Origin of the sequence: Pseudomonas matsuisoli, assembly GCF_014647635.1 — a bacterium.
Taxonomy (GTDB): Bacteria; Pseudomonadota; Gammaproteobacteria; order Pseudomonadales; family Pseudomonadaceae; genus Pseudomonas_P; species Pseudomonas_P matsuisoli.
The window spans coordinates 76,305-93,609 of sequence record NZ_BMPO01000008.1; the positions used below are offsets into that span (position 1 = coordinate 76,305).

Below are 17,305 nucleotides of genomic sequence, written 5' to 3' on the forward strand. Positions count from 1 at the left end.
GCGGTTACCTCAGCTCCGAGTAGGATTCGGCGCTTTTGCGCAGCTCATTTATCCACACCTGGTCATCGACCACCTGCGGACGCATCAGGATCACCAGCTCGCTCTTCTGCGTGTTACGGCGCTGCTGTTTGAAGGCTGCGCCTACGAACGGCAGCTTCGAGGCCCACGGAACGTTGGCGTCGGTGTTGTCGGAGATGTTCTGGATCAGGCCGCCGATCACAACGACCTGACCGCTGTGCGCACGCACGATGGAGTCAGACTGCCGCGTGGTGGACAGCGCCAGCGGAAGATTGAAGACGTTGTCGCTGCTGCCGAGCTGGATGCTCTTGTTCTGGTCAGTCACTTCGCTCACCGTCGGGCGAACGTGCAGGGTGACTTCTTCGTTCTCGTCTATCTGCGGCGTGACGTCGAGTGAGATGCCGGAGAAGAACGGCGTCAGGGTGACATCCAGATCCGGCGCAGTGGTGCCACCGGCAAGCGACGTCGTCGTGGTGGACACGTCGGTGACGAAGAACTCGTCGCTGCCGACCTTGATTACGGCTTTCTGGTTGTTCAGCGTCGACACGCGCGGGCTGGACAGCACGCGGACGTTGCCTTGGGTTTCCAGCAGCTGCAGCACGCCTTCGAAGTTGCCGAAGTCGAAGGTGGCGCCGAACACGCCGCCAATGCCTTGCGGCCCAGTGATGGGCACCGTAGGTACGTTCACGCCGTTGGCCAGCGTCGAGAATCCACCCAGGCCGATGCCCTTCTGGCCCTGCAGGAAGCTCCAGTTGATACCGGCCTGGAACTGGTCCGAAAGCTGGACTTCGAGAATCTTGGTTTCCAGGATCACCTGGCGTTGCAGGTTGCGCTGCGCCTTCTTGAGGAACTGCTCGACGTTCTGCTGATCCGCCACCGAAGCGCGTACCACGAGGATGCCGGCCTGCGGGTTGACCACGACGTTATTGCCTTCCTCACCGCCGATGATCATCTCTACCACCGACTTCACCTCCGACCAGAAGTCGGCGTTGCTGGTGGTCACCAATTGGCTGGCATTCACGGTCGTAGCGCTGCTGCTTGTGGTGGTGCCGACGGCAGTCGCACCGGTGTCCTGACTGGTGTTGACCTGGCCGGAGCTGACACGGGTATCGGTCGTGCCCTGGCGTTGGATATTCAGGTAGTTGAGGTCGTAGCTACGGGTCACCGCCAGGTTCGGCAGGATCTGGTAACCGTAGGTGGTGCGGCGGTAATCGTAACCGTAGGCATCGCGAACCGCGGCCAGCACTTCTTCGAGCGTGACGTTGCGCAGGCTGAACGTGATGGTGCCAGTCACCTGCGGATGCACGACGAGGTTCTGCCCCGCACCGTCCATCAGGCTCAGGAAGAATTCCTGGGCAGGCATGTCCTTCACCGCTACGTCGAAACGCGGCCCGCTGGACACCGTGGGCGCGTCGAGCCCCAAGGGCGGAATCAGCGCGGCCTGCACGGAAGCCGGCGGCGTCACGCGACGGGTGTTCTGTTCGATGCTTTCCTGCAGCATTCGATTGCCTTGCTCGTGCAGCTCCTTGTTGCCATCCGGAAAGGTTTGGCAGGCGCCGAGCAGCGTGCTCAAGCCCAGCGCAATGAAGGCAGGTAAACGGTTGGAGGTCATGACTATCGACTCAACTGCAGGATGGTGGGCGCCAGGCGCAGCCATTCGCGCTGACCTTGACGCTCTACGAGAACGGTATTGGAACGGATGCTGATGACACGGGCGCCGGCGACTTCCTTGCCAACGGGCACCGAGACACCGTTGATAACGGCGCGTGGTGTACGCCCGCCGAGCACGCCCTGCAAAGTGAGCGGTTCGGTGGCAACGGTAGCCGTCGCGGAGGCGGTGCGCAGTTCGACTGGCGGCATCGTCGGGTCGACGACGGCATGCGCCGACGCGACATAAAGTGCCGCGAACGCGGCCATGATGAACTTAAACACCGATCCACCCCGCGGTCCGACTCAACGTGTAGAGCTCCAGGGAAATCCGCGCCTTTGCCGGGCCAGACTCGCCGACCTCGTAATTCAGGCTTTCCCAATGCAATCGCCAGCCGCTTTTCTGTACGGCGACGAGATAGCCCAGCAGGTCGAAGTAGCCGCCTTCGAGGGTGAGCCGCACGCCATGGCGATACAGCGCGACCGGTGTTTGCGGGACGCTTCTCTCCGTCGCATCCGGCGTATTCGAGGCCACCGGCTCATTCCCAGGAATCACCAGCGGCTGGCTGAAACTCTGTACACCGAGCAAGCGCAGTTGGGGCTGTTCCTGCAGCAGGTCCTGCAGCACACGGCGCATCGTTTCGGGTGTCACCAATCCGGCGGTGCTGCGGTCGATACCGTCGAGCAGTAGCTGACGCTCGGCGAGCGCAGCTTGCAGGGCATCCCGGTAAGGTTTGTTCGGATCGGCCGCGCGCTGTGCCTCGATCGCGTTGAGCGCTTGCCGGGCGGCCTCGGTTCTGGACTCGGCCATGCCCCTGGCGCGTTCGAGTTCGTCTTGGCGCGCGGCCAACGGGTCGGACACGAGCACCACGTACAGCATGCAGATGCTCGCGAATGCGACCGCCAACGCCATCCACTGCTCACGCGGCGCGAACGCCTGCCAGCGAGCGATCAGTGCCTTCATGGCTTATTCTCCGCGGCGCGAGAATCTAGGCTGAAACCAAACAGACCCGACGGGTCCCGCTCCACGGCGAACTGAGCGAACTGCCGGCCGGCGAGGATTGGGTTACGTCCCAGGCTATCCAGATAGACCGGCAATAGCGTTTGCGTCTGACTAAGCCCTTGCAGGCGCATGTCGACACCGCCCTGCTGCAGCGAAATGGCGGTCAACCACAACCCGCTGGAAGGATGCTGGTCCGCCAGCGCCTTGAGCACGCCAGCGAAGCCGGCGATGCGCTGGTCTTCGAGGCCTACCAGGTAATGCTCGAGGCGTGAAAGCTGGGCATTCGCCGCCTGACGTTCGGCCACTTGCGGCGGCAAGCCCGCATCCAGTACGGGAGCGACGAAATTCGCACTCACCGCCGCGAGCTCCGTCTCGGCCATTTGCGCAGCGGCGTTCGCATTCGCCAAGCGCGTTTCAAGGGCGCTGGCCTGCCAAAGCTGTATCCCCGCGTGCACCACCAGCGCCACGAACATCAGCGCGAACGCTGCGATCACGTGGGGCAACTGCGGGCCGCGCTGGGTGACGCGCTCACCGGGTTGATAAAGATTGAGGTTCTGCATCATGCCGCCTCTTGTCTCAGCGCGGCGCCGATCGCGGCGAAACCGTTATCCAACACGACAGGGGCCTCGTCGTTCGCCAACAGCGTGGACAGATCGAGACGTTGCAGGTTGACGGCAAGCCCCGCCGACAGCGCTTCATGGATAGCGCCGGTGGCATCGCCAGCAGGCGCCAGCAACAGGCGGTTGAGGTAACCCTTGCCGAGCTGGCTTTCGAAGTAGTCGAGGGACCGCTGGATTTCCAGGGTGATGCCCGAGTAATCGCCGGCGGCGCGTTGCAAGCCCTGTTCGATACGCCGTGCCATGTACAGGTCCGGACCGTGCTGAACGGTGATCAGGCCGTCATTGGCATTGAGCCGCAGCACAGCGATGTTCAACGCGTCCGCACCGGCCAGTAGCCCCAGATTGCGGAACGCCATTTCGCGAATGTCGATGCTATCCAGTTGCAAACCTGCGCCGTTGATCAGCGCCTCCAACGCCTGCATGCGGGCCTTGGAAAGCACGGCGCAATACGCCATTCGGCTGCGCCCGCGGTAGGCATCGGCAGGCAGCGTAAAGGCATCGACGACGACGTTCTCGAGCGGTTCGGTAATAAGATCGCGCACCCGCCAACGCATGGCGTCACGGAGTTCGTCATCGCTGACGTCCGGGCAATCCAGCAGCAGGAGTTGATAGGCGGAAGGCGGAAGGACGGCGTTGACGCGGCTTCCTGCCAGGCCATGGGTATCGACCCAGCCTTTCAACAAAGCCGCGTGCGCTGCAACCGGTGCGGCAGTATGAAGGCAGCGACGCAGGACGGCCGCACCCGCTTCGCTTTGGACGTGCGCAAGTGCCAGACCGTCGTCGGCACTTTCAATGCCGACGAGCCCTGCGGTCGTCGAAACTTTTTTTCGCGTCCAGTTGAACAAACTCATGTCCCTTGCTGCCCTATCCTTGCGGATGCCTCTGGCACCTCGCGAAATCCCGCCTCTCATGCCACGCCGATTCTCTGGCGCCGCATGTCGATCACACGCGCATACGCAATCGCCGGGCCAACATAGAGCGCACGCGAATGCTGACAATGTGCCATCACCTTGTGTCAACTGTATCACAGCCGGAAAGTGATGCCGTTCGCTGTCCCGATCCTGCATATCGGCGGGCATTGCGCGAGCTTGACCGCGGGGAAGTGTTTTTCGTCGAGCGGTTGTCGGGGCAGGCTGACCGGATGAAAATGGACGCTTTTGTGACGCTGCATAGGCGACTGAAGCGGACGGCCGCCGCGTCGCCTCAACACGTGCGGCGTGCAACGTGTGGCCTGCGGGAATGAGCCTTACTGGTCCGAGGGCGCGGACCATATGCGGCACGAAAAGCAGAAAAGAAAAAACCCCGCCTAAGCGGGGTTTTGCAGACTGTAATCCTGACGTCCTTCGTCTATCGCCGTCCTGGCGAAAATCCATCGTCTCCCTGTGTTACTTGGCGCTTCCTGCGCTACGTCCTTGGTGGGCAAGACTACGGAGCGAGCTCAGAGCTGAATAGAAGCGATTGGCAGCACGCATTGTAAGTAAATGCTTACGTCGCCCGAAAAGCGTCATCCTCCAACAAATACAACGTTTCGCTGCCCGCCCTCACAATGGCCTCCAGTGAATGGATACGTGGGAGGAGGCGCGCGAAGAAGAACCGAGCGGTGGCCAGTTTGTTCTGGTGGAATTCGTCTTGGTGACTGCTCGCCGTGGCCGCCATCCTCGCCCATAAATAGGCATACGCGGTATAGCCGAAAACATGCAGGTACTCGACCGAGGCCGCCCCGATTTCGCGCGGGTCGGACTCAGCTCGTCGAACGACCCATTGGGTCAGGTCTTCGAGGGTTTCGAGCGCTTTCGCCAGCGGCGCGACGAACTCGCCCTGCTCCGCTGGAGCCCCTTCGATGAACGCCCGGATCTCTGCCGCGAAGGGCCGAAAATAAGCACCGCCGTTAGCTACGATCTTCCGCCCGACTAGGTCGAGCGCCTGTATTCCGTTCGTGCCTTCGTAGATCTGCGTGATGCGCGTATCACGCACCAGTTGCTCCTGTCCCCACTCCCTGACATACCCATGCCCGCCGAACACTTGCTGGCCGTGCACGGTACATTCGAGCCCCACGTCGGTAAGAAACGCCTTCGACACGGGGGTCAGCAGCGCCACCATCCCAGCCGCTCGAGTGCGCTCGGTTTCATCCGGGCTGTATTTGGCAGTATCCAGCTGGAGGGCAACATAGCTGGAAAACGCGCGACCGCCTTCATTGAGTGCCTTCATGGTCAACAGCATGCGCCGTACATCTGGATGGACGATGATCGGGTCCGCCATCTTTTCGGGTGCCTGTGGGCCGGACGGAGCGCGGCTCTGCAAGCGCTCGCAGGCGTATTCACGCGCGCTTTGCCAGGAGCGCTCTGCCGCAGCGAGCCCTTGGATGCCGACGCCGAGGCGCTCGTAATTCATCATCGTGAACATCGCGTTCAAGCCGCGCCCAAGCTCACCGACCAACCACCCTTGCGCCCCATCGAAATTCACCACGCAGGTGGGCGATCCATGGATACCCATCTTGTGCTCGATCGAACCACAGCTCACCCCATTGCGCTCCCCGATAGAGCCGTCTTCTCCAATCAGGAATTTCGGTACCAGGAACAACGAAATGCCCTTCGGCCCCGGCGGGGCGTCGGGCAATTTCGCCAGCACGAGATGGATGATGTTTTCGGTCAGATCATGTTCGCCACCGGTGATGAAAATCTTGCTTCCGGAGAGACGGTAGGACGCATCGCCCTGCGGTTCCGCCTTGGTTCGAATCAGGCCCAAGTCGGTCCCCGCATGGGCTTCGGTCAGGCACATAGTCCCGGTCCATACCCCGGAATACAGGTTTGGCAGGTACTGCTCCTTCAGGGCTTGGCTGGCATGTGCGGACAACGCAAGGCAGGCACCGGCCGTCAGTATGGGATACAAGCCGAACGCCAGGCTCGCCGAGTTGATCATCTCCTCGACCTGTGCGCTGATCACCTTCGGCATGCCCATCCCACCAAATGCAGGATCGCCGCCGACACCCACCCATCCGCCTTCTGCGTACACCGAGTAGGCGTCCTTGAATCCCTTTGGCGTCTTCACCGCGCCGTCGTGCCAGACACAGCCTTCTTCATCGCCCGTTCGATTGAGCGGTGCCACGGTGCCCGACGCCAACTTGCCGGCCTCTTCCAGCACCGCCCAGGCGGTGTCGATGTCGACCTGATCGACCAATTCGGGCCACTTTTGCCAATGCGCGGCGACGTCGAGGACATCGTTCAGGATGAATCGCATGTCGCGCAGGGGCGCTTTGTAGTCCGCCATATCATTCTTCCTCTGTCGCTGAAATTCAGGGTGCCGGCGCATGCTGATCCGAGCCTGATTCGTAGTGCCTGCAGGAACATTGCCGCCCTAGACGGTCCGAACAGAGGCGCGCCCTTGAAAACGGCCCGCGCCGACCAAATGTGCGATGGAGCGGCCCAAGTGTTTACCTGCGTTGTAGGGTCAGTGTAGATCGCAGTGCCCCGATTCAAACGAACGTTCGACACTCGGTTTTTTTCCGCTGAGCGCAGCGTCTACCAATCGCCATGAATCTTCTAGAGAATAGGGTTATTGAGCGAGGCAATCGATCTGATGGCTTCAATCAATTTTTGAAAATGATCCACTGCCATTAACCTTCTTTCCGACTTTTAAACCGATCCAAACAAGGAGTGCTCATGTCTCTGGTCAACACCCCGATCAAGCCTTTCACCGCTCAAGCATTCAAGAACGGCAAGTTCATCGAAGTCAGCGATACCGACCTGAAAGGCAAGTGGTCCGTATTCTTCTTCTACCCAGCCGACTTCACCTTCGTTTGCCCGACCGAACTGGGCGACGTAGCTGATAACTACGCTGAGTTCCAGAAGCTGGGTGTAGAAATCTACTCCGTCTCCACCGACACTCACTTCACTCACAAAGCCTGGCACGACAGCTCCGAGACCATCGGCAAGATCCAGTACACCATGATCGGTGACCCGACGCTGACCATCAGCCGTAACTTCGAAGTCCTGCGCGAAGCTCAGGGCCTGGCTGACCGCGGTACTTTCATCGTCGACCCGGATGGCATCATCCAGGCTGTTGAAATCACTGCTGAAGGTATCGGCCGTGACGCCTCCAACCTGCTGAGCAAAGTCAAAGCCGCTCAGTACGTTGCCGCTCACCCAGGCGAAGTTTGCCCGGCCAAGTGGAAAGAAGGCGAAGCGACTCTGTCGCCATCGCTGGACCTGGTCGGCAAGATCTAAGGATCTGTTCCGGCGCTGCAGCAGTAAGCGGCGCCTGACTTTGCCAACCCGCATTACTGGATCACTGATTTAGTTGTGCCGGAGCGCCCGGGCGCGATCCGCCCGGGCGTTTTCGTTTCTGAATTTCGTATTTGAGAGGACCTCGCCCATGTTGGACGCCAATCTTAAAACCCAGTTGAAGGCCTACCTCGAGAAGGTCACCCAGCCGTTCGAGATCGTCGCGTCCCTCGATGACGGCGACAAATCCAAAGAGCTCCTGGGCCTGCTCCAGGACATCGTCGGCCTGACCGACAAAATCACCCTGAAGACCGATGGCAACGATGCCCGTCGCCCATCGTTCTCCCTGAACCGCCCCGGCGCGGACATCAGCCTGCGCTTCGCCGGCATCCCTATGGGCCACGAGTTCACCTCGCTGGTACTGGCGTTGCTGCAGGTTGGCGGTCACCCGTCCAAGCTGGAAGCCGACAAGATCGAGCAGATCAAGGCCATCGAAGGTGAGTACAACTTCGAGACCTACTTCTCGCTGTCCTGCCAGAATTGCCCGGATGTCGTTCAGGCACTGAACCTGATGGCCGTTTTGAATCCGAACATCCGTCACGTCGCCATCGACGGCGCCTTGTTCCAGGATGAAGTCGAGAAACGTGAGGTCATGGCCGTCCCAAGCCTGTACCTGAATGGCGAACTGTTCGGCCAGGGCCGCATGGACGTCGATCAGATTCTCGCCAAGCTGGACACCAACTCCAGTGCCCGTGATGCCGAGAAGCTCAACGCGAAAGAAGCGTTCGATGTGCTTGTCGTGGGTGGTGGGCCGGCCGGCGCTGCAGCAGCTATCTACGCTGCACGCAAAGGCATCCGCACCGGTGTGGCAGCCGAGCGTTTCGGCGGCCAGGTGCTCGATACCATGGCGATCGAAAACTTCATTTCCGTGAAGGAAACCGAAGGTCCGAAGCTCGCCCGTGCGCTCGAAGAGCACACCAAGGAATACGATGTCGACATCATGAACCTGCAACGCGCGGCCAAGCTGATTCCGGCCAGCGAGGCAGGCAAGCTGCACGAAGTCGAATTCGCCAGTGGCGCGACGCTCAAGGCCAAGACCATCATCCTCGCGACCGGCGCGCGCTGGCGCGAAATGAACGTCCCAGGTGAGCAGGAATACCGCAACAAGGGCGTGGCGTACTGCCCGCACTGCGATGGCCCGCTGTTCAAGGGCAAGCGCGTCGCTGTGATCGGTGGCGGCAACTCCGGTGTCGAGGCGGCGATCGACCTCGCCGGCATCGTGAGCCATGTCACGCTGATCGAGTACGACAGCCAACTCCGTGCAGACGAAGTCCTGCAACGCAAACTGCGCAGCCTGCCGAACGTGAACGTCATCACCAGCGCGCTGACCAGTGAAGTGAAGGGCGATGGCAAGAAAGTCACCGGCCTGACCTACAAGGATCGCAACTCGGACGAATTCCACTCCGTGGAACTGGAAGGCATCTTCGTCCAGATCGGCCTGTTGCCTAACAGCGAATGGCTCAAGGGCAGCGTCGAGCTCAGCCCACGTGGCGAGATCGTCGTCGACGCAAAAGGCCAGACCTCGCTGCCGGGTGTGTTCGCGGCAGGCGATGTGACGACCGTGCCGTACAAGCAAATCGTCATCGCCATGGGCGAAGGTTCGAAAGCCTCCCTGGCGGCCTTCGACCACCTGATCCGCACCAGCGCCCCGGCCTGACCCGCGGTCTAGCAATACAAAAAACCGGCTTCGGCCGGTTTTTTGTTGGCTGCGATTTACCCAAAAAAGCAGAGCGATCGCCAGCAAGCTGATCGCAGCCCGGCTGGCTCCTACAAAAGCCCGGACCTGTAGGAGCCAGCTTGCTGGCGATCACCGTCTAATCATTCGACGGAGACGCCGCCTGGAAGCACCCTGCCCTATCAACCGACTGCCCCTTCATAAATAAGAACTATTTTCGAAAACCTTTTTTAAGATATATCTTAAGACATATCTTAATAACGGTTAATCCCATGATTCGCCCCACCTTCACCGAAGACACCGCCCTACGAGGTGGCCGAGAACGCGGCCCGCGCGTATTCGCTCCCGGCGATCTGAAGCTTCTATTGATGGAACTCATCGCCATCGAACCTCGACACGGCTACGACCTGATTCGGCATATCGAATCCATGTTCGAAGGTGCCTATTCACCCAGCCCCGGTGTGATCTACCCCACGCTGACCTTTCTCGAAGAGAGCGAATGGATCACGGGAGAAAGCCACGGCGGCAAAAAGCGCTACGAAGCGACCGCTGCCGGACATGCTTGGCTGGCGGATCAGGCCGTGGCCCTGGAAGGCATGCGCACCCGTATCGATCTCAGCCGCCGCGCGTTAGCCGGGCATAGCCGCCCTCCCGAAATCCACGAAGCGGTTGGCAATCTCCGCCACGCCTTGCGCCTGCACCACGGCCGCTGGACCGCAGCCGAGATCGAACGGGTCAGCCGCCTGCTTAACGAAACCGCTCGCGCCATTGCGGCCGAGCCGACCTTATCGAATTCCGAGGAGCCATCCCTATGACGACCGAATCACAGGAAATCCATCGCGTCAGCCATCCCATCGTGCGCCGCAAACTAGAGGTCGCGCGCGTGCTCGACATCACGCCTCGCATGCGTCGCATCACGCTGGTTGGCGAGCAATTGGAAGGCTTCATCAGCGCCGCGCCCGACGACCACGTGAAGCTGGTATTCGCCACCAACGAAACCGAGCAGACAGCCCTCGAATCGTTCATGTCGGCTACCGGCGTCCCTGCTGGAGACGCCCCGAAGCCTGTGATGCGCGACTACACACCCCGCTATTACGACGCAGAAAAAGGCGAGCTGGAAATCGACTTCGTGCTGCATGGCGACGGCCCTGCAGCCACCTGGGCGAACCAGGCCGAGCCCGGCCAGCACCTGCATCTAGCGGGGCCTCGTGGCTCATTGATCGTGCCGGACATCTTCGAGAACTACCTGCTCATCGGCGACGAAACCGCCTTGCCCGCCATGGCACGACGGTTGGAAGAATTGCCGGCGAGCCGCAACGTTCAGGCGTTGATCGAGATCGAAAATGACCAAGAGAAGCAGCCATTGGCGACGGCGACGACGTTGGCTTGCCGCTGGATCAAGCGTGGGCAGGGCGAGCGATTGCTCGAAGCTGCACGCCAGGTGGAGTTGCCGCAAGGCTCGCTCTACGTCTGGATTGCGTGCGAAGCCAAACTTTCAAGACAAATACGCGCGATGTTGATCAATGAACGCGGCATCGACGAAAGCCAGGTCAAGGCTGCGGGTTACTGGCGGCTAGATCCGAACGAGGAGTAACCCGGATTTCCCTGCTTCACACACCGCCAGAACGCGTGGACAAGGCTTTGCCGTTACGCACCCCACAGACTGGGCGCCTACCTTTTTCACCCTTGATTGCATCGTAGGTCAGGTGCAGTCCACGCGGAAACGCTTCAAACGTCTGTAGGGGCGACTTCAGTCGCCCGCGATCTGAAGTCCCCTAGAAGAAGCTAGACCCTGAACTCATTTTCGATATGCCTTCATCGCGGCACTGATCCAGTTCGGCGGTGAATCGACCATCGTGGGCGACTGAAGTCGCCCCTACAGCTTTTGGTGAACGCCGTTAATACCGCCGTAGGGTGGATGGACAAAGCCATCCACCGTTCAACACCCCGCCACGGCACGTGGATAAGGTGTTGCCGTTATCCACCTTACGAACCGGAGCGCATCGCCCATACCGGGCCACCTCAATCCCCAATCAAAAACTCACGCTCATCCATCGACATAAGGTTGTCTGCGCCGGACAACATAGTCGCAACGTGCGTGCGAGTCCGCGGCAGGATGCGATCGTAATAGAACCGCGCCGTTTTCAGCTTGGCCTCATAGAACGCCTTGTCGCCCTCAGCGCTGGCGAGCTTCTCACTGGCGACGCGCGCCATGTCGGCCCAGAAATAAGCCAGGCAGGCGTAGCCGGAGTACATGAGGTAGTCGACCGACGCCGCGCCGACTTCTTCCCGATCCTTCATCGCCGCCATGCCGATCTTCAGGGTGATCTCACCCCATTCCTTGTTGAGCGCCGCTAGGGGTTCAACGAACGCTTTGATGGACCCATTATCAGCTTGTGCCTGGCAGAATTTGTGGACGATCTTGGTAAAGCTCTTCAGCGACTCACCTTGCGTCATCAGAACCTTGCGACCCAGCAGATCGAGAGCCTGCACACCCGTCGTGCCCTCATACATCATGGCAATACGGGCATCGCGCAGATTCTGCTCCATGCCCCATTCGCTGATATAGCCGTGGCCGCCATAGATCTGCATGCCGTGCGAGGCCGACTCGAAGCCCACTTCAGTCATGAACGCCTTCGCGATTGGCGTAAGGAACGCCAGTAGCGCGTCTGCCGCATTGCGCTCTGCCTCATCGGTGGAGCGCTGGACGATATCCACCTGCTTCGACGCGAAGTACAACAACGCCCGGTTGCCCTCGGCGAACGCCTTCATGGTCAGCAGCATGCGCCGCACATCGGGGTGCACAATGATGGGGTCGGCGGGCTTGTCCGGCGCCTTAGGGCCGGCGAGCGAACGCATTTGCAGGCGCTCGCGGGCGTAACGGATACCGCCCTGGAAGGCGACTTCCGCATGCGCCAATCCTTGCAAGGCCGTACCGAGGCGCGCGGTATTCATGAAGGTGAACATACAGTTCAAACCTTTGTTCGGCGGACCAATGAGGTAACCCGTAGCACCGTCGAAGTTGAGCACACAGGTCGCATTTCCGTGGATGCCCATCTTGTGCTCGATGGAGCCACAGTTCATCGCATTGCGCTCGCCGTTGTTGCCTTCCGCGTCTGGCAGAAATTTCGGCACGATGAACAAGGAAATACCCTTGGTGCCGGCAGGCGCATCGGGCAGCCGCGCGAGGACGATATGTACGATGTTATCCGCAAGGTCGTGTTCGCCAGCGGAAATGAAAATCTTGGTACCGCTGATGCGATAGCTGCCATCCGCCTGTGGCTCGGCGCGTGTACGCAACATGCCGAGGTCAGTCCCACAGTGGGCCTCCGTCAAGCACATGGTGCCGGTCCATTCACCCGAAACCAGCTTGGTCAGATAGGTCGCTTGTTGCTCAGGCGTTCCGTGCGCGTGCAAGGTGTTCATCGCCCCATGGGACAAGCCCGGATACATGCCCCACGCCCAGTTGGCCTGACCGATCATTTCACTCACGACCATGCCTAGCGATTCCGGCAAACCCTGCCCGCCATGTTCGACATCGTGCGCAAGGCTCGGCCAGCCGCCTTCCACGTATTGCTGGTACGCCTCACGGAAGCCCGTTGGGGTCTTCACCCCAGATTCGCTCCACGTGCAACCTTCCTGGTCCCCCACCCGGTTCAACGGCGCCAGCACTTGTTCGCAGAACTTCGCGCCCTCTTCAAGAATGGCGTCGACCATGTCAGCAGAGGCCTCTTCACCGCCAGGCAGGCGCTGATAATGAGCGTCGTAGTCCAGCAATTCGTTACGGACGAAACGGATGTCGCGCAGGGGAACCTTGTACTCGGGCATGACGGAGACCTCTGTGAGTATCTGGCCGCGGAAAAGCGCCGCAGGCTTCTAGTTTGTTATTGGTAACTCGGAGGTGGAACAGTGGTTATCAAACAGACGTTTGAAACCTACGTTTGCCGTATTGCAGTGTCAATAGCTCGTCCGACGGGCGCCATCACCAGCCCGGGCTTCATAACGAGTAGCGGCCATCTGCGTGCGGAGAAGCGTCATTTACTGCAGACAATAGGCGCGCAGGCGTCTATCGCAAGCGACGCATCCTGTGACGATTAGGATAGGAAGGAGTAGGTGAGCGCAGATTGACCGCTTGTTTCGAAGGGGGAGACAGCAGGCTAGACACCCACTGGCTGGGTGATAGCCGTTAAGCGCGGATATCAATCAACGTGCCGAGCACCTCATCGGCGGTCTTCACGACTTTCGCGCCAATCTCGGCCTGGTACTGACCCTGCTTGAGTTCAACCATATTCTTCGCGGTATCTACCGCGTCACTCCGGCCTTCGACGCGTGAAGGTGCATCGACGGTAGCGGACGCGATGTTTCCGGCGGCACGCTCGACACGCTGCTGCCCGGACTGAAACGTGCTGATGCCTGCGGTGAAGGCGCTTCCGGAAATTTGCATGGTCATCTTCCCAACCAGGATGGCTTTACGCCATTAGAACAAAATTCCAACGCCAGAAGAATGACTCTTCTGCTATGACAAGCGCGCTGCTTATTCCAACGCAGTCAGGTCAAGATAAGAAGCCACGTTTTCTGCCTGCGCATTGGACAGACGCGGAATGCGCCCAAGGCAAGGCGCAGTCAACAACTGGGTCAAGGTCGAAAGGCTTTCTTCCAACCGAGCCATATTTGGGTCCAGCACGTTCGCGACCCACCCGACCACGGTCAAGCCATCCTTCGCGATTGCTTCCGCCGTCAGCACGGCGTGGTTGATGCAGCCCAGTCGAACGCCGACCACAAGCACCACACCAAGCCCCATCGAAACCGGCAGCGCCGACAACATTTCAGTGCGATTCACCGGAACGCGCCAACCGCCTGCACCCTCGACGACCGTTAAGTCTGCACCGCGATCGAGCACCTTTTGGGTCGCTCGGACCAGCGCGTTCACGCTCAACTCGACACCCACCTCGGCTGCGGCAACATGCGGCGCAATCGCTGGCTCGAAGGCATACGGGTTCACCTCGCGATACGTCAGCGGCACCGAACATTCCGCCCAGAGCGCCAGTGCATCGCTGTTTCGCAACCCCTCAGGCGAATACGAAGAGCCGGAAGCGACCGGCTTTACCGCAGCGGTTGTCAGCCCTCGTCGCCGTGCGGCATGAAGTAGCCCCGTCGCAACGGTGGTCTTGCCCGCGTCGGTGTCCGTACCCGTGACGAAATAGGCGCGTGTCATCAATTTCCCTTCCGCAAAACGCCGTAGATGACCTGATAGGTCGCCGGCAGCCCCTCGGAGCTTCGATATGCCTCGTAGGCCTCGCCTAACGCGGTGATTCGCTGACGCCCCCCTAACCCGGTAGGGCGACCTTCGTTGAGGTTGTGAGCGCCGATTGCCTTGAGCTCGCGCATGAGGCCGGCTATCTCTGCGAAATGCAGGACATGTGGTCGCAGCTCGAGATCACACGTGCCCCAAGCGCCCGCTGCGCAATCGGCCCGATAAGCCGCATACGGCCGGAAACGGTTGACATGAACCAGGCCGTCCACGGTCTCCCAGCTTTCCCGCAACTCCTGCAGGGTACCGATGCAAAGACTGCTGAATGCGAAGACACCGCCCGGACGCAACGCACGCTGGACGCCGGCCAGTACGCGGGCGAAATCGTCGCACCACTGTACCGCCAGGTTGGAAAACACCAGGTCCAGCGAATGGTCCGCGAACGGCAAGCGTTCGGCATCGGCGGCGATCCAATGGTCTGCGCCTCCGCGCTCGAACGCATGAGCCAGCATGCCTTCGGATAGGTCCAGCGCGATCCCTTCACCATCGAATCGCCGCGCCAGGACGCGTGTGAAATGCCCAGTACCGCAACCAAGGTCCAGCCAACGCGATGTCTCTATCAGCGGCAAACGCGCCAGCAACTGTTCGCCGACGTCACGCTGAAATGCCGCCGCATCATCGTATGTCGCGGCGGCGCGGGAAAAGGACTGGGCCACGCGGCGTTTGTCCGGTTGTAGCGCCTGCTCAGCCTGCATGGTGAGCCTCCATTCGGCCGACGATCAGCTCTGCCAGTTCATCCGCCTGCTCGAACACGAAAGCGTGAGACGCGGCCTCCATCAGGACGGTGGCGCCCTCCCCTGACAGATGCTCGAGCGCCGGTAATGCATCGGCGGGCACCAGCGCATCCCGTTCAGCCATGACATGCAGACGCGGTCCCGTATAGACGCGCAACGCGTGGCGCAGGTCGAGATGTGCCAGCACATCCAAACCAGCACGAAGCGACTCGGGGTCAGAACCGGCATCGACAGATAGCGCCCTGGAAAGCGTTCGCGGTTGTTTAGCCCCCTGACTACAGAGCAACGCAAAACGCTTCAGGGTCGTGGCGGGGTCCACGAGGCAGCTGCTGCGAAACGCTTCGAACGTGTCTGCCGCCATGGCCCTCGGCCATCCTGGCTCGGCAACGAACCGTGCGTTACTGCCAAGCGTCACGAGGCCTTGGCACTGAACATCCTGCCGCGCCGCCAGCATTGCGGCCAGCATGCCACCCAGCGACCACCCCATCAGCCAGCAATCTGCCGGTAACTCAGCCGCCAACGCGTCCAAATGGTGTGCAAGCGTCCCATGGGCAAATGCCGGCAACGGTTGCAGGTGCACCTCGACGCCATATCCACGCAACGCGTCGGCCAGCGGTAACAAAGGTGCGAGGCCGAGTCCCCAGCCCGGCAGGAGAACCACACGCCTAGTCATGGGGGATGACCTCGGATATTGCGTCTGCCAGGGCATCGAGCAAGCGATCGACCTGGGCCTCAGTGTGCGCGGCAGTTAAGGTGACACGCAGCCGCGCCGACCCCACAGGCACGGTCGGCGGCCGTATCGCCCCCACCATCACACCCAGGTCGCGCAGCCGGTCGGCGACCCGCAACGCGCGGTCACTGCTCCCAATTAGAATGGGCTGGATCGGTGTTGGACTGTCCATCAGTGCCAAGCCCAATCGCGCCGCGCCTGCTCTGAACCGAGCGATGAGGACGCGCAGATGCGTACGTCGCCAGGCGTCCTCCTGGACCAACCGAAGACTTTCGAGGGTCGCACAGGCGATCGCGGGTGATTGGCTGGTGGTGTAGATGTAGGGCCTGGCGAACTGGATCAAGGTTTCAATCAGCGCTTCACTGCCCGCGACGAAGGCGCCTGCGGTGCCAAACGCTTTGCCAAGCGTCCCCATCAACACGGGCACCTCGTCCATGCCGAGTCCAAAATGCTCGACGATGCCGGCCCCGGTCGCGCCGAGCACGCCGAAGCCATGGGCGTCATCCACCATCGTCCAGGCTTCCCGGGCACAAGCCGTTGTACACAACGCAGGAAGGTCGGCGAGATCACCGTCCATGCTGAACACGCCGTCGGTCACGACCAGCGTGTTGCCTTCGGCTTTCTCCAGGCGGTTGGCCAGGCTCGCGGGATCGTTGTGCAGGTAGCGTGAAAAGCGGGCGCCACTCAACAGGCCTGAGTCCAACAGCGACGCGTGATTCAGGCGGTCCTGCAACACGCTGTCGCCCTTGCTGACCAAAGCGGTGATAGCGCCAAGGTTCGCCATGTAGCCGGTGCTGAACAACAATGCGCGCGGGCGGCCGGTAAACGCCGCCAGCGCCTCTTCCAGCGCGTGATGAGCGCCGCTGTGCCCGACAACCAAATGCGACGCGCCACCTCCGACGCCCCAGCGATCGGCACCTTCTTTCAGCGCCGCAACGACCCTCGGATGATTCGCCAAGCCGAGGTAGTCGTTGGAGCAGAACGCGATGAGCTCACGACCGTCTACGTTGACGACGGGGCCTTGGGGCGTTTCCAAGAGCGGGCGGTGCCGGTAAAGACTTGCCGTGTGTCGTTCGGCTAAGCGAGAGGAAAGATTGAAACTCATGGGGTATTACCGTTGGGAGGCCGCTTTTGCGCGCCCTTTTCGTACGAGATCGCCAGCACGCGTTATTGCGTTCTGTAGGAGCGGGTTTGCTGTAGGAGCGGGGCGGACGACGAATCCTTGCCCGCGAAAGCGATTTCAGCCGCGGAAAAATGTGCCGGTCGTGCCACCACATTCGCGGGCAA

General features: G+C 60.8%; 16 protein-coding genes. 4 read left to right on the forward strand and 12 right to left on the reverse strand.

Translation table 11 applies throughout. The annotated features are described in order from the left end of the window. Window positions 1–4: 4 nt before the first annotated feature. The 6 genes from mshL to IEY47_RS16400 form a co-directional block, all read right to left on the reverse strand. Entirely contained in the window at window positions 5–1,630 is a 1,626-nt protein-coding gene (mshL, locus tag IEY47_RS16375; protein ID WP_188984606.1) for a pilus (MSHA type) biogenesis protein MshL, read from the reverse strand. Window positions 1,631–1,632: 2 nt separating this feature from the next. Further along, window positions 1,633–1,950: a Type II secretory pathway component gene (locus IEY47_RS16380; protein WP_188984608.1), complete on the reverse strand. Its 318-nt coding sequence runs from the start codon at window positions 1,948–1,950 to the stop codon at window positions 1,633–1,635. Then, a complete protein-coding gene (locus IEY47_RS16385; protein ID WP_188984610.1) occupies window positions 1,943–2,629 on the reverse strand; it encodes a type II secretion system protein M in 687 nt (228 codons plus the stop codon). The genes IEY47_RS16380 and IEY47_RS16385 overlap by 8 nt, the downstream gene beginning before the upstream one ends. Further along, window positions 2,626–3,231 (reverse strand): PilN domain-containing protein, encoded by a 606-nt coding sequence (locus IEY47_RS16390; RefSeq protein WP_229779494.1) that lies wholly within the window; start codon window positions 3,229–3,231, stop codon window positions 2,626–2,628. The genes IEY47_RS16385 and IEY47_RS16390 overlap by 4 nt, the downstream gene beginning before the upstream one ends. After that, on the reverse strand, window positions 3,228–4,139 hold the full coding sequence (locus IEY47_RS16395; RefSeq protein ID WP_188984612.1) for a type IV pilus biogenesis protein PilM: 912 nt from the start codon (window positions 4,137–4,139) through the stop codon (window positions 3,228–3,230). The genes IEY47_RS16390 and IEY47_RS16395 overlap by 4 nt, the downstream gene beginning before the upstream one ends. A 634-nt stretch (window positions 4,140–4,773) precedes the next feature. Continuing rightward, window positions 4,774–6,555 carry an acyl-CoA dehydrogenase C-terminal domain-containing protein gene (locus IEY47_RS16400; RefSeq protein ID WP_188984614.1) on the reverse strand — a complete coding sequence of 594 codons (1,782 nt, stop codon included), beginning with the start codon at window positions 6,553–6,555 and terminating at the stop codon, window positions 4,774–4,776. Window positions 6,556–6,947: 392 nt separating this feature from the next. Here IEY47_RS16400 and ahpC point away from each other — a divergent pair, with 392 nt between their 5' ends. The 4 genes from ahpC (at window position 6,948) to IEY47_RS16420 (ending at window position 10,837) form a co-directional block, all read left to right on the forward strand. Then, window positions 6,948–7,511, forward strand: coding sequence for an alkyl hydroperoxide reductase subunit C (gene ahpC / locus IEY47_RS16405; RefSeq protein WP_188984616.1), 564 nt, complete (start codon window positions 6,948–6,950; stop codon window positions 7,509–7,511). A 148-nt stretch (window positions 7,512–7,659) separates the two neighbouring features. Further along, the gene (ahpF, locus tag IEY47_RS16410; RefSeq protein ID WP_188984618.1) at window positions 7,660–9,225 is read left to right on the forward strand and encodes an alkyl hydroperoxide reductase subunit F; all 1,566 of its coding nucleotides are present in this window, start codon (window positions 7,660–7,662) and stop codon (window positions 9,223–9,225) included. A 290-nt stretch (window positions 9,226–9,515) separates the two neighbouring features. Beyond that, window positions 9,516–10,058, forward strand: coding sequence for a PadR family transcriptional regulator (locus IEY47_RS16415; protein ID WP_188984621.1), 543 nt, complete (start codon window positions 9,516–9,518; stop codon window positions 10,056–10,058). Next, window positions 10,055–10,837 (forward strand): siderophore-interacting protein, encoded by a 783-nt coding sequence (locus IEY47_RS16420; protein ID WP_188984623.1) that lies wholly within the window; start codon window positions 10,055–10,057, stop codon window positions 10,835–10,837. The genes IEY47_RS16415 and IEY47_RS16420 overlap by 4 nt, the downstream gene beginning before the upstream one ends. Window positions 10,838–11,265: 428 nt before the next feature. On the opposite strand, the gene IEY47_RS16425 is transcribed toward IEY47_RS16420, so the two are convergent. From IEY47_RS16425 to bioF, 6 genes are all read right to left on the reverse strand, one after another. Next, window positions 11,266–13,071, reverse strand: coding sequence for a phenylacyl-CoA dehydrogenase (locus IEY47_RS16425; protein WP_188984625.1), 1,806 nt, complete (start codon window positions 13,069–13,071; stop codon window positions 11,266–11,268). 358 nt (window positions 13,072–13,429) lie between these two features. Beyond that, a complete protein-coding gene (locus tag IEY47_RS16430) occupies window positions 13,430–13,687 on the reverse strand; it encodes a hypothetical protein (protein WP_188984627.1) in 258 nt (85 codons plus the stop codon). A 90-nt stretch (window positions 13,688–13,777) separates the two neighbouring features. Next, window positions 13,778–14,458 (reverse strand): dethiobiotin synthase, encoded by a 681-nt coding sequence (gene bioD, locus IEY47_RS16435; protein WP_188984629.1) that lies wholly within the window; start codon window positions 14,456–14,458, stop codon window positions 13,778–13,780. Beyond that, window positions 14,458–15,249, reverse strand: a complete 792-nt coding sequence (gene bioC / locus IEY47_RS16440) for a malonyl-ACP O-methyltransferase BioC (RefSeq protein WP_188984631.1) — start codon at window positions 15,247–15,249, stop codon at window positions 14,458–14,460. Before bioC ends, bioD begins: the two co-directional genes overlap by 1 nt. Further along, complete coding sequence (locus IEY47_RS16445) at window positions 15,239–15,961, reverse strand: alpha/beta fold hydrolase (RefSeq protein ID WP_188984633.1); 723 nt, start codon at window positions 15,959–15,961, stop codon at window positions 15,239–15,241. The genes bioC and IEY47_RS16445 overlap by 11 nt, the downstream gene beginning before the upstream one ends. Beyond that, window positions 15,954–17,123: an 8-amino-7-oxononanoate synthase gene (bioF, locus tag IEY47_RS16450; protein WP_188984635.1), complete on the reverse strand. Its 1,170-nt coding sequence runs from the start codon at window positions 17,121–17,123 to the stop codon at window positions 15,954–15,956. Before bioF ends, IEY47_RS16445 begins: the two co-directional genes overlap by 8 nt. Between the last annotated feature and the right edge of the window lie 182 nt (window positions 17,124–17,305).

Excerpts from the sequence above, each read along its gene's own strand:
- mshL (WP_188984606.1), bottom strand. The coding sequence starts at position 1,630 with ATGACCTCCAACCGTTTACCTGCCTTCATTGCGCTGGGCTTGAGCACG.
- IEY47_RS16385 (WP_188984610.1), bottom strand. The coding sequence starts at position 2,629 with ATGAAGGCACTGATCGCTCGCTGGCAGGCGTTCGCGCCGCGTGAGCAG.
- IEY47_RS16390 (WP_229779494.1), bottom strand. The coding sequence starts at position 3,231 with ATGATGCAGAACCTCAATCTTTATCAACCCGGTGAGCGCGTCACCCAG.
- IEY47_RS16395 (WP_188984612.1), bottom strand. The coding sequence starts at position 4,139 with ATGAGTTTGTTCAACTGGACGCGAAAAAAAGTTTCGACGACCGCAGGG.
- IEY47_RS16400 (WP_188984614.1), bottom strand. The coding sequence starts at position 6,555 with ATGGCGGACTACAAAGCGCCCCTGCGCGACATGCGATTCATCCTGAAC.
- ahpC (WP_188984616.1), top strand. The coding sequence starts at position 6,948 with ATGTCTCTGGTCAACACCCCGATCAAGCCTTTCACCGCTCAAGCATTC.
- ahpF (WP_188984618.1), top strand. The coding sequence starts at position 7,660 with ATGTTGGACGCCAATCTTAAAACCCAGTTGAAGGCCTACCTCGAGAAG.
- IEY47_RS16415 (WP_188984621.1), top strand. The coding sequence starts at position 9,516 with ATGATTCGCCCCACCTTCACCGAAGACACCGCCCTACGAGGTGGCCGA.
- IEY47_RS16420 (WP_188984623.1), top strand. The coding sequence starts at position 10,055 with ATGACGACCGAATCACAGGAAATCCATCGCGTCAGCCATCCCATCGTG.
- IEY47_RS16425 (WP_188984625.1), bottom strand. The coding sequence starts at position 13,071 with ATGCCCGAGTACAAGGTTCCCCTGCGCGACATCCGTTTCGTCCGTAAC.
- IEY47_RS16430 (WP_188984627.1), bottom strand. The coding sequence starts at position 13,687 with ATGCAAATTTCCGGAAGCGCCTTCACCGCAGGCATCAGCACGTTTCAG.
- bioD (WP_188984629.1), bottom strand. The coding sequence starts at position 14,458 with ATGACACGCGCCTATTTCGTCACGGGTACGGACACCGACGCGGGCAAG.
- bioC (WP_188984631.1), bottom strand. The coding sequence starts at position 15,249 with ATGCAGGCTGAGCAGGCGCTACAACCGGACAAACGCCGCGTGGCCCAG.
- IEY47_RS16445 (WP_188984633.1), bottom strand. The coding sequence starts at position 15,961 with ATGACTAGGCGTGTGGTTCTCCTGCCGGGCTGGGGACTCGGCCTCGCA.
- bioF (WP_188984635.1), bottom strand. The coding sequence starts at position 17,123 with ATGAGTTTCAATCTTTCCTCTCGCTTAGCCGAACGACACACGGCAAGT.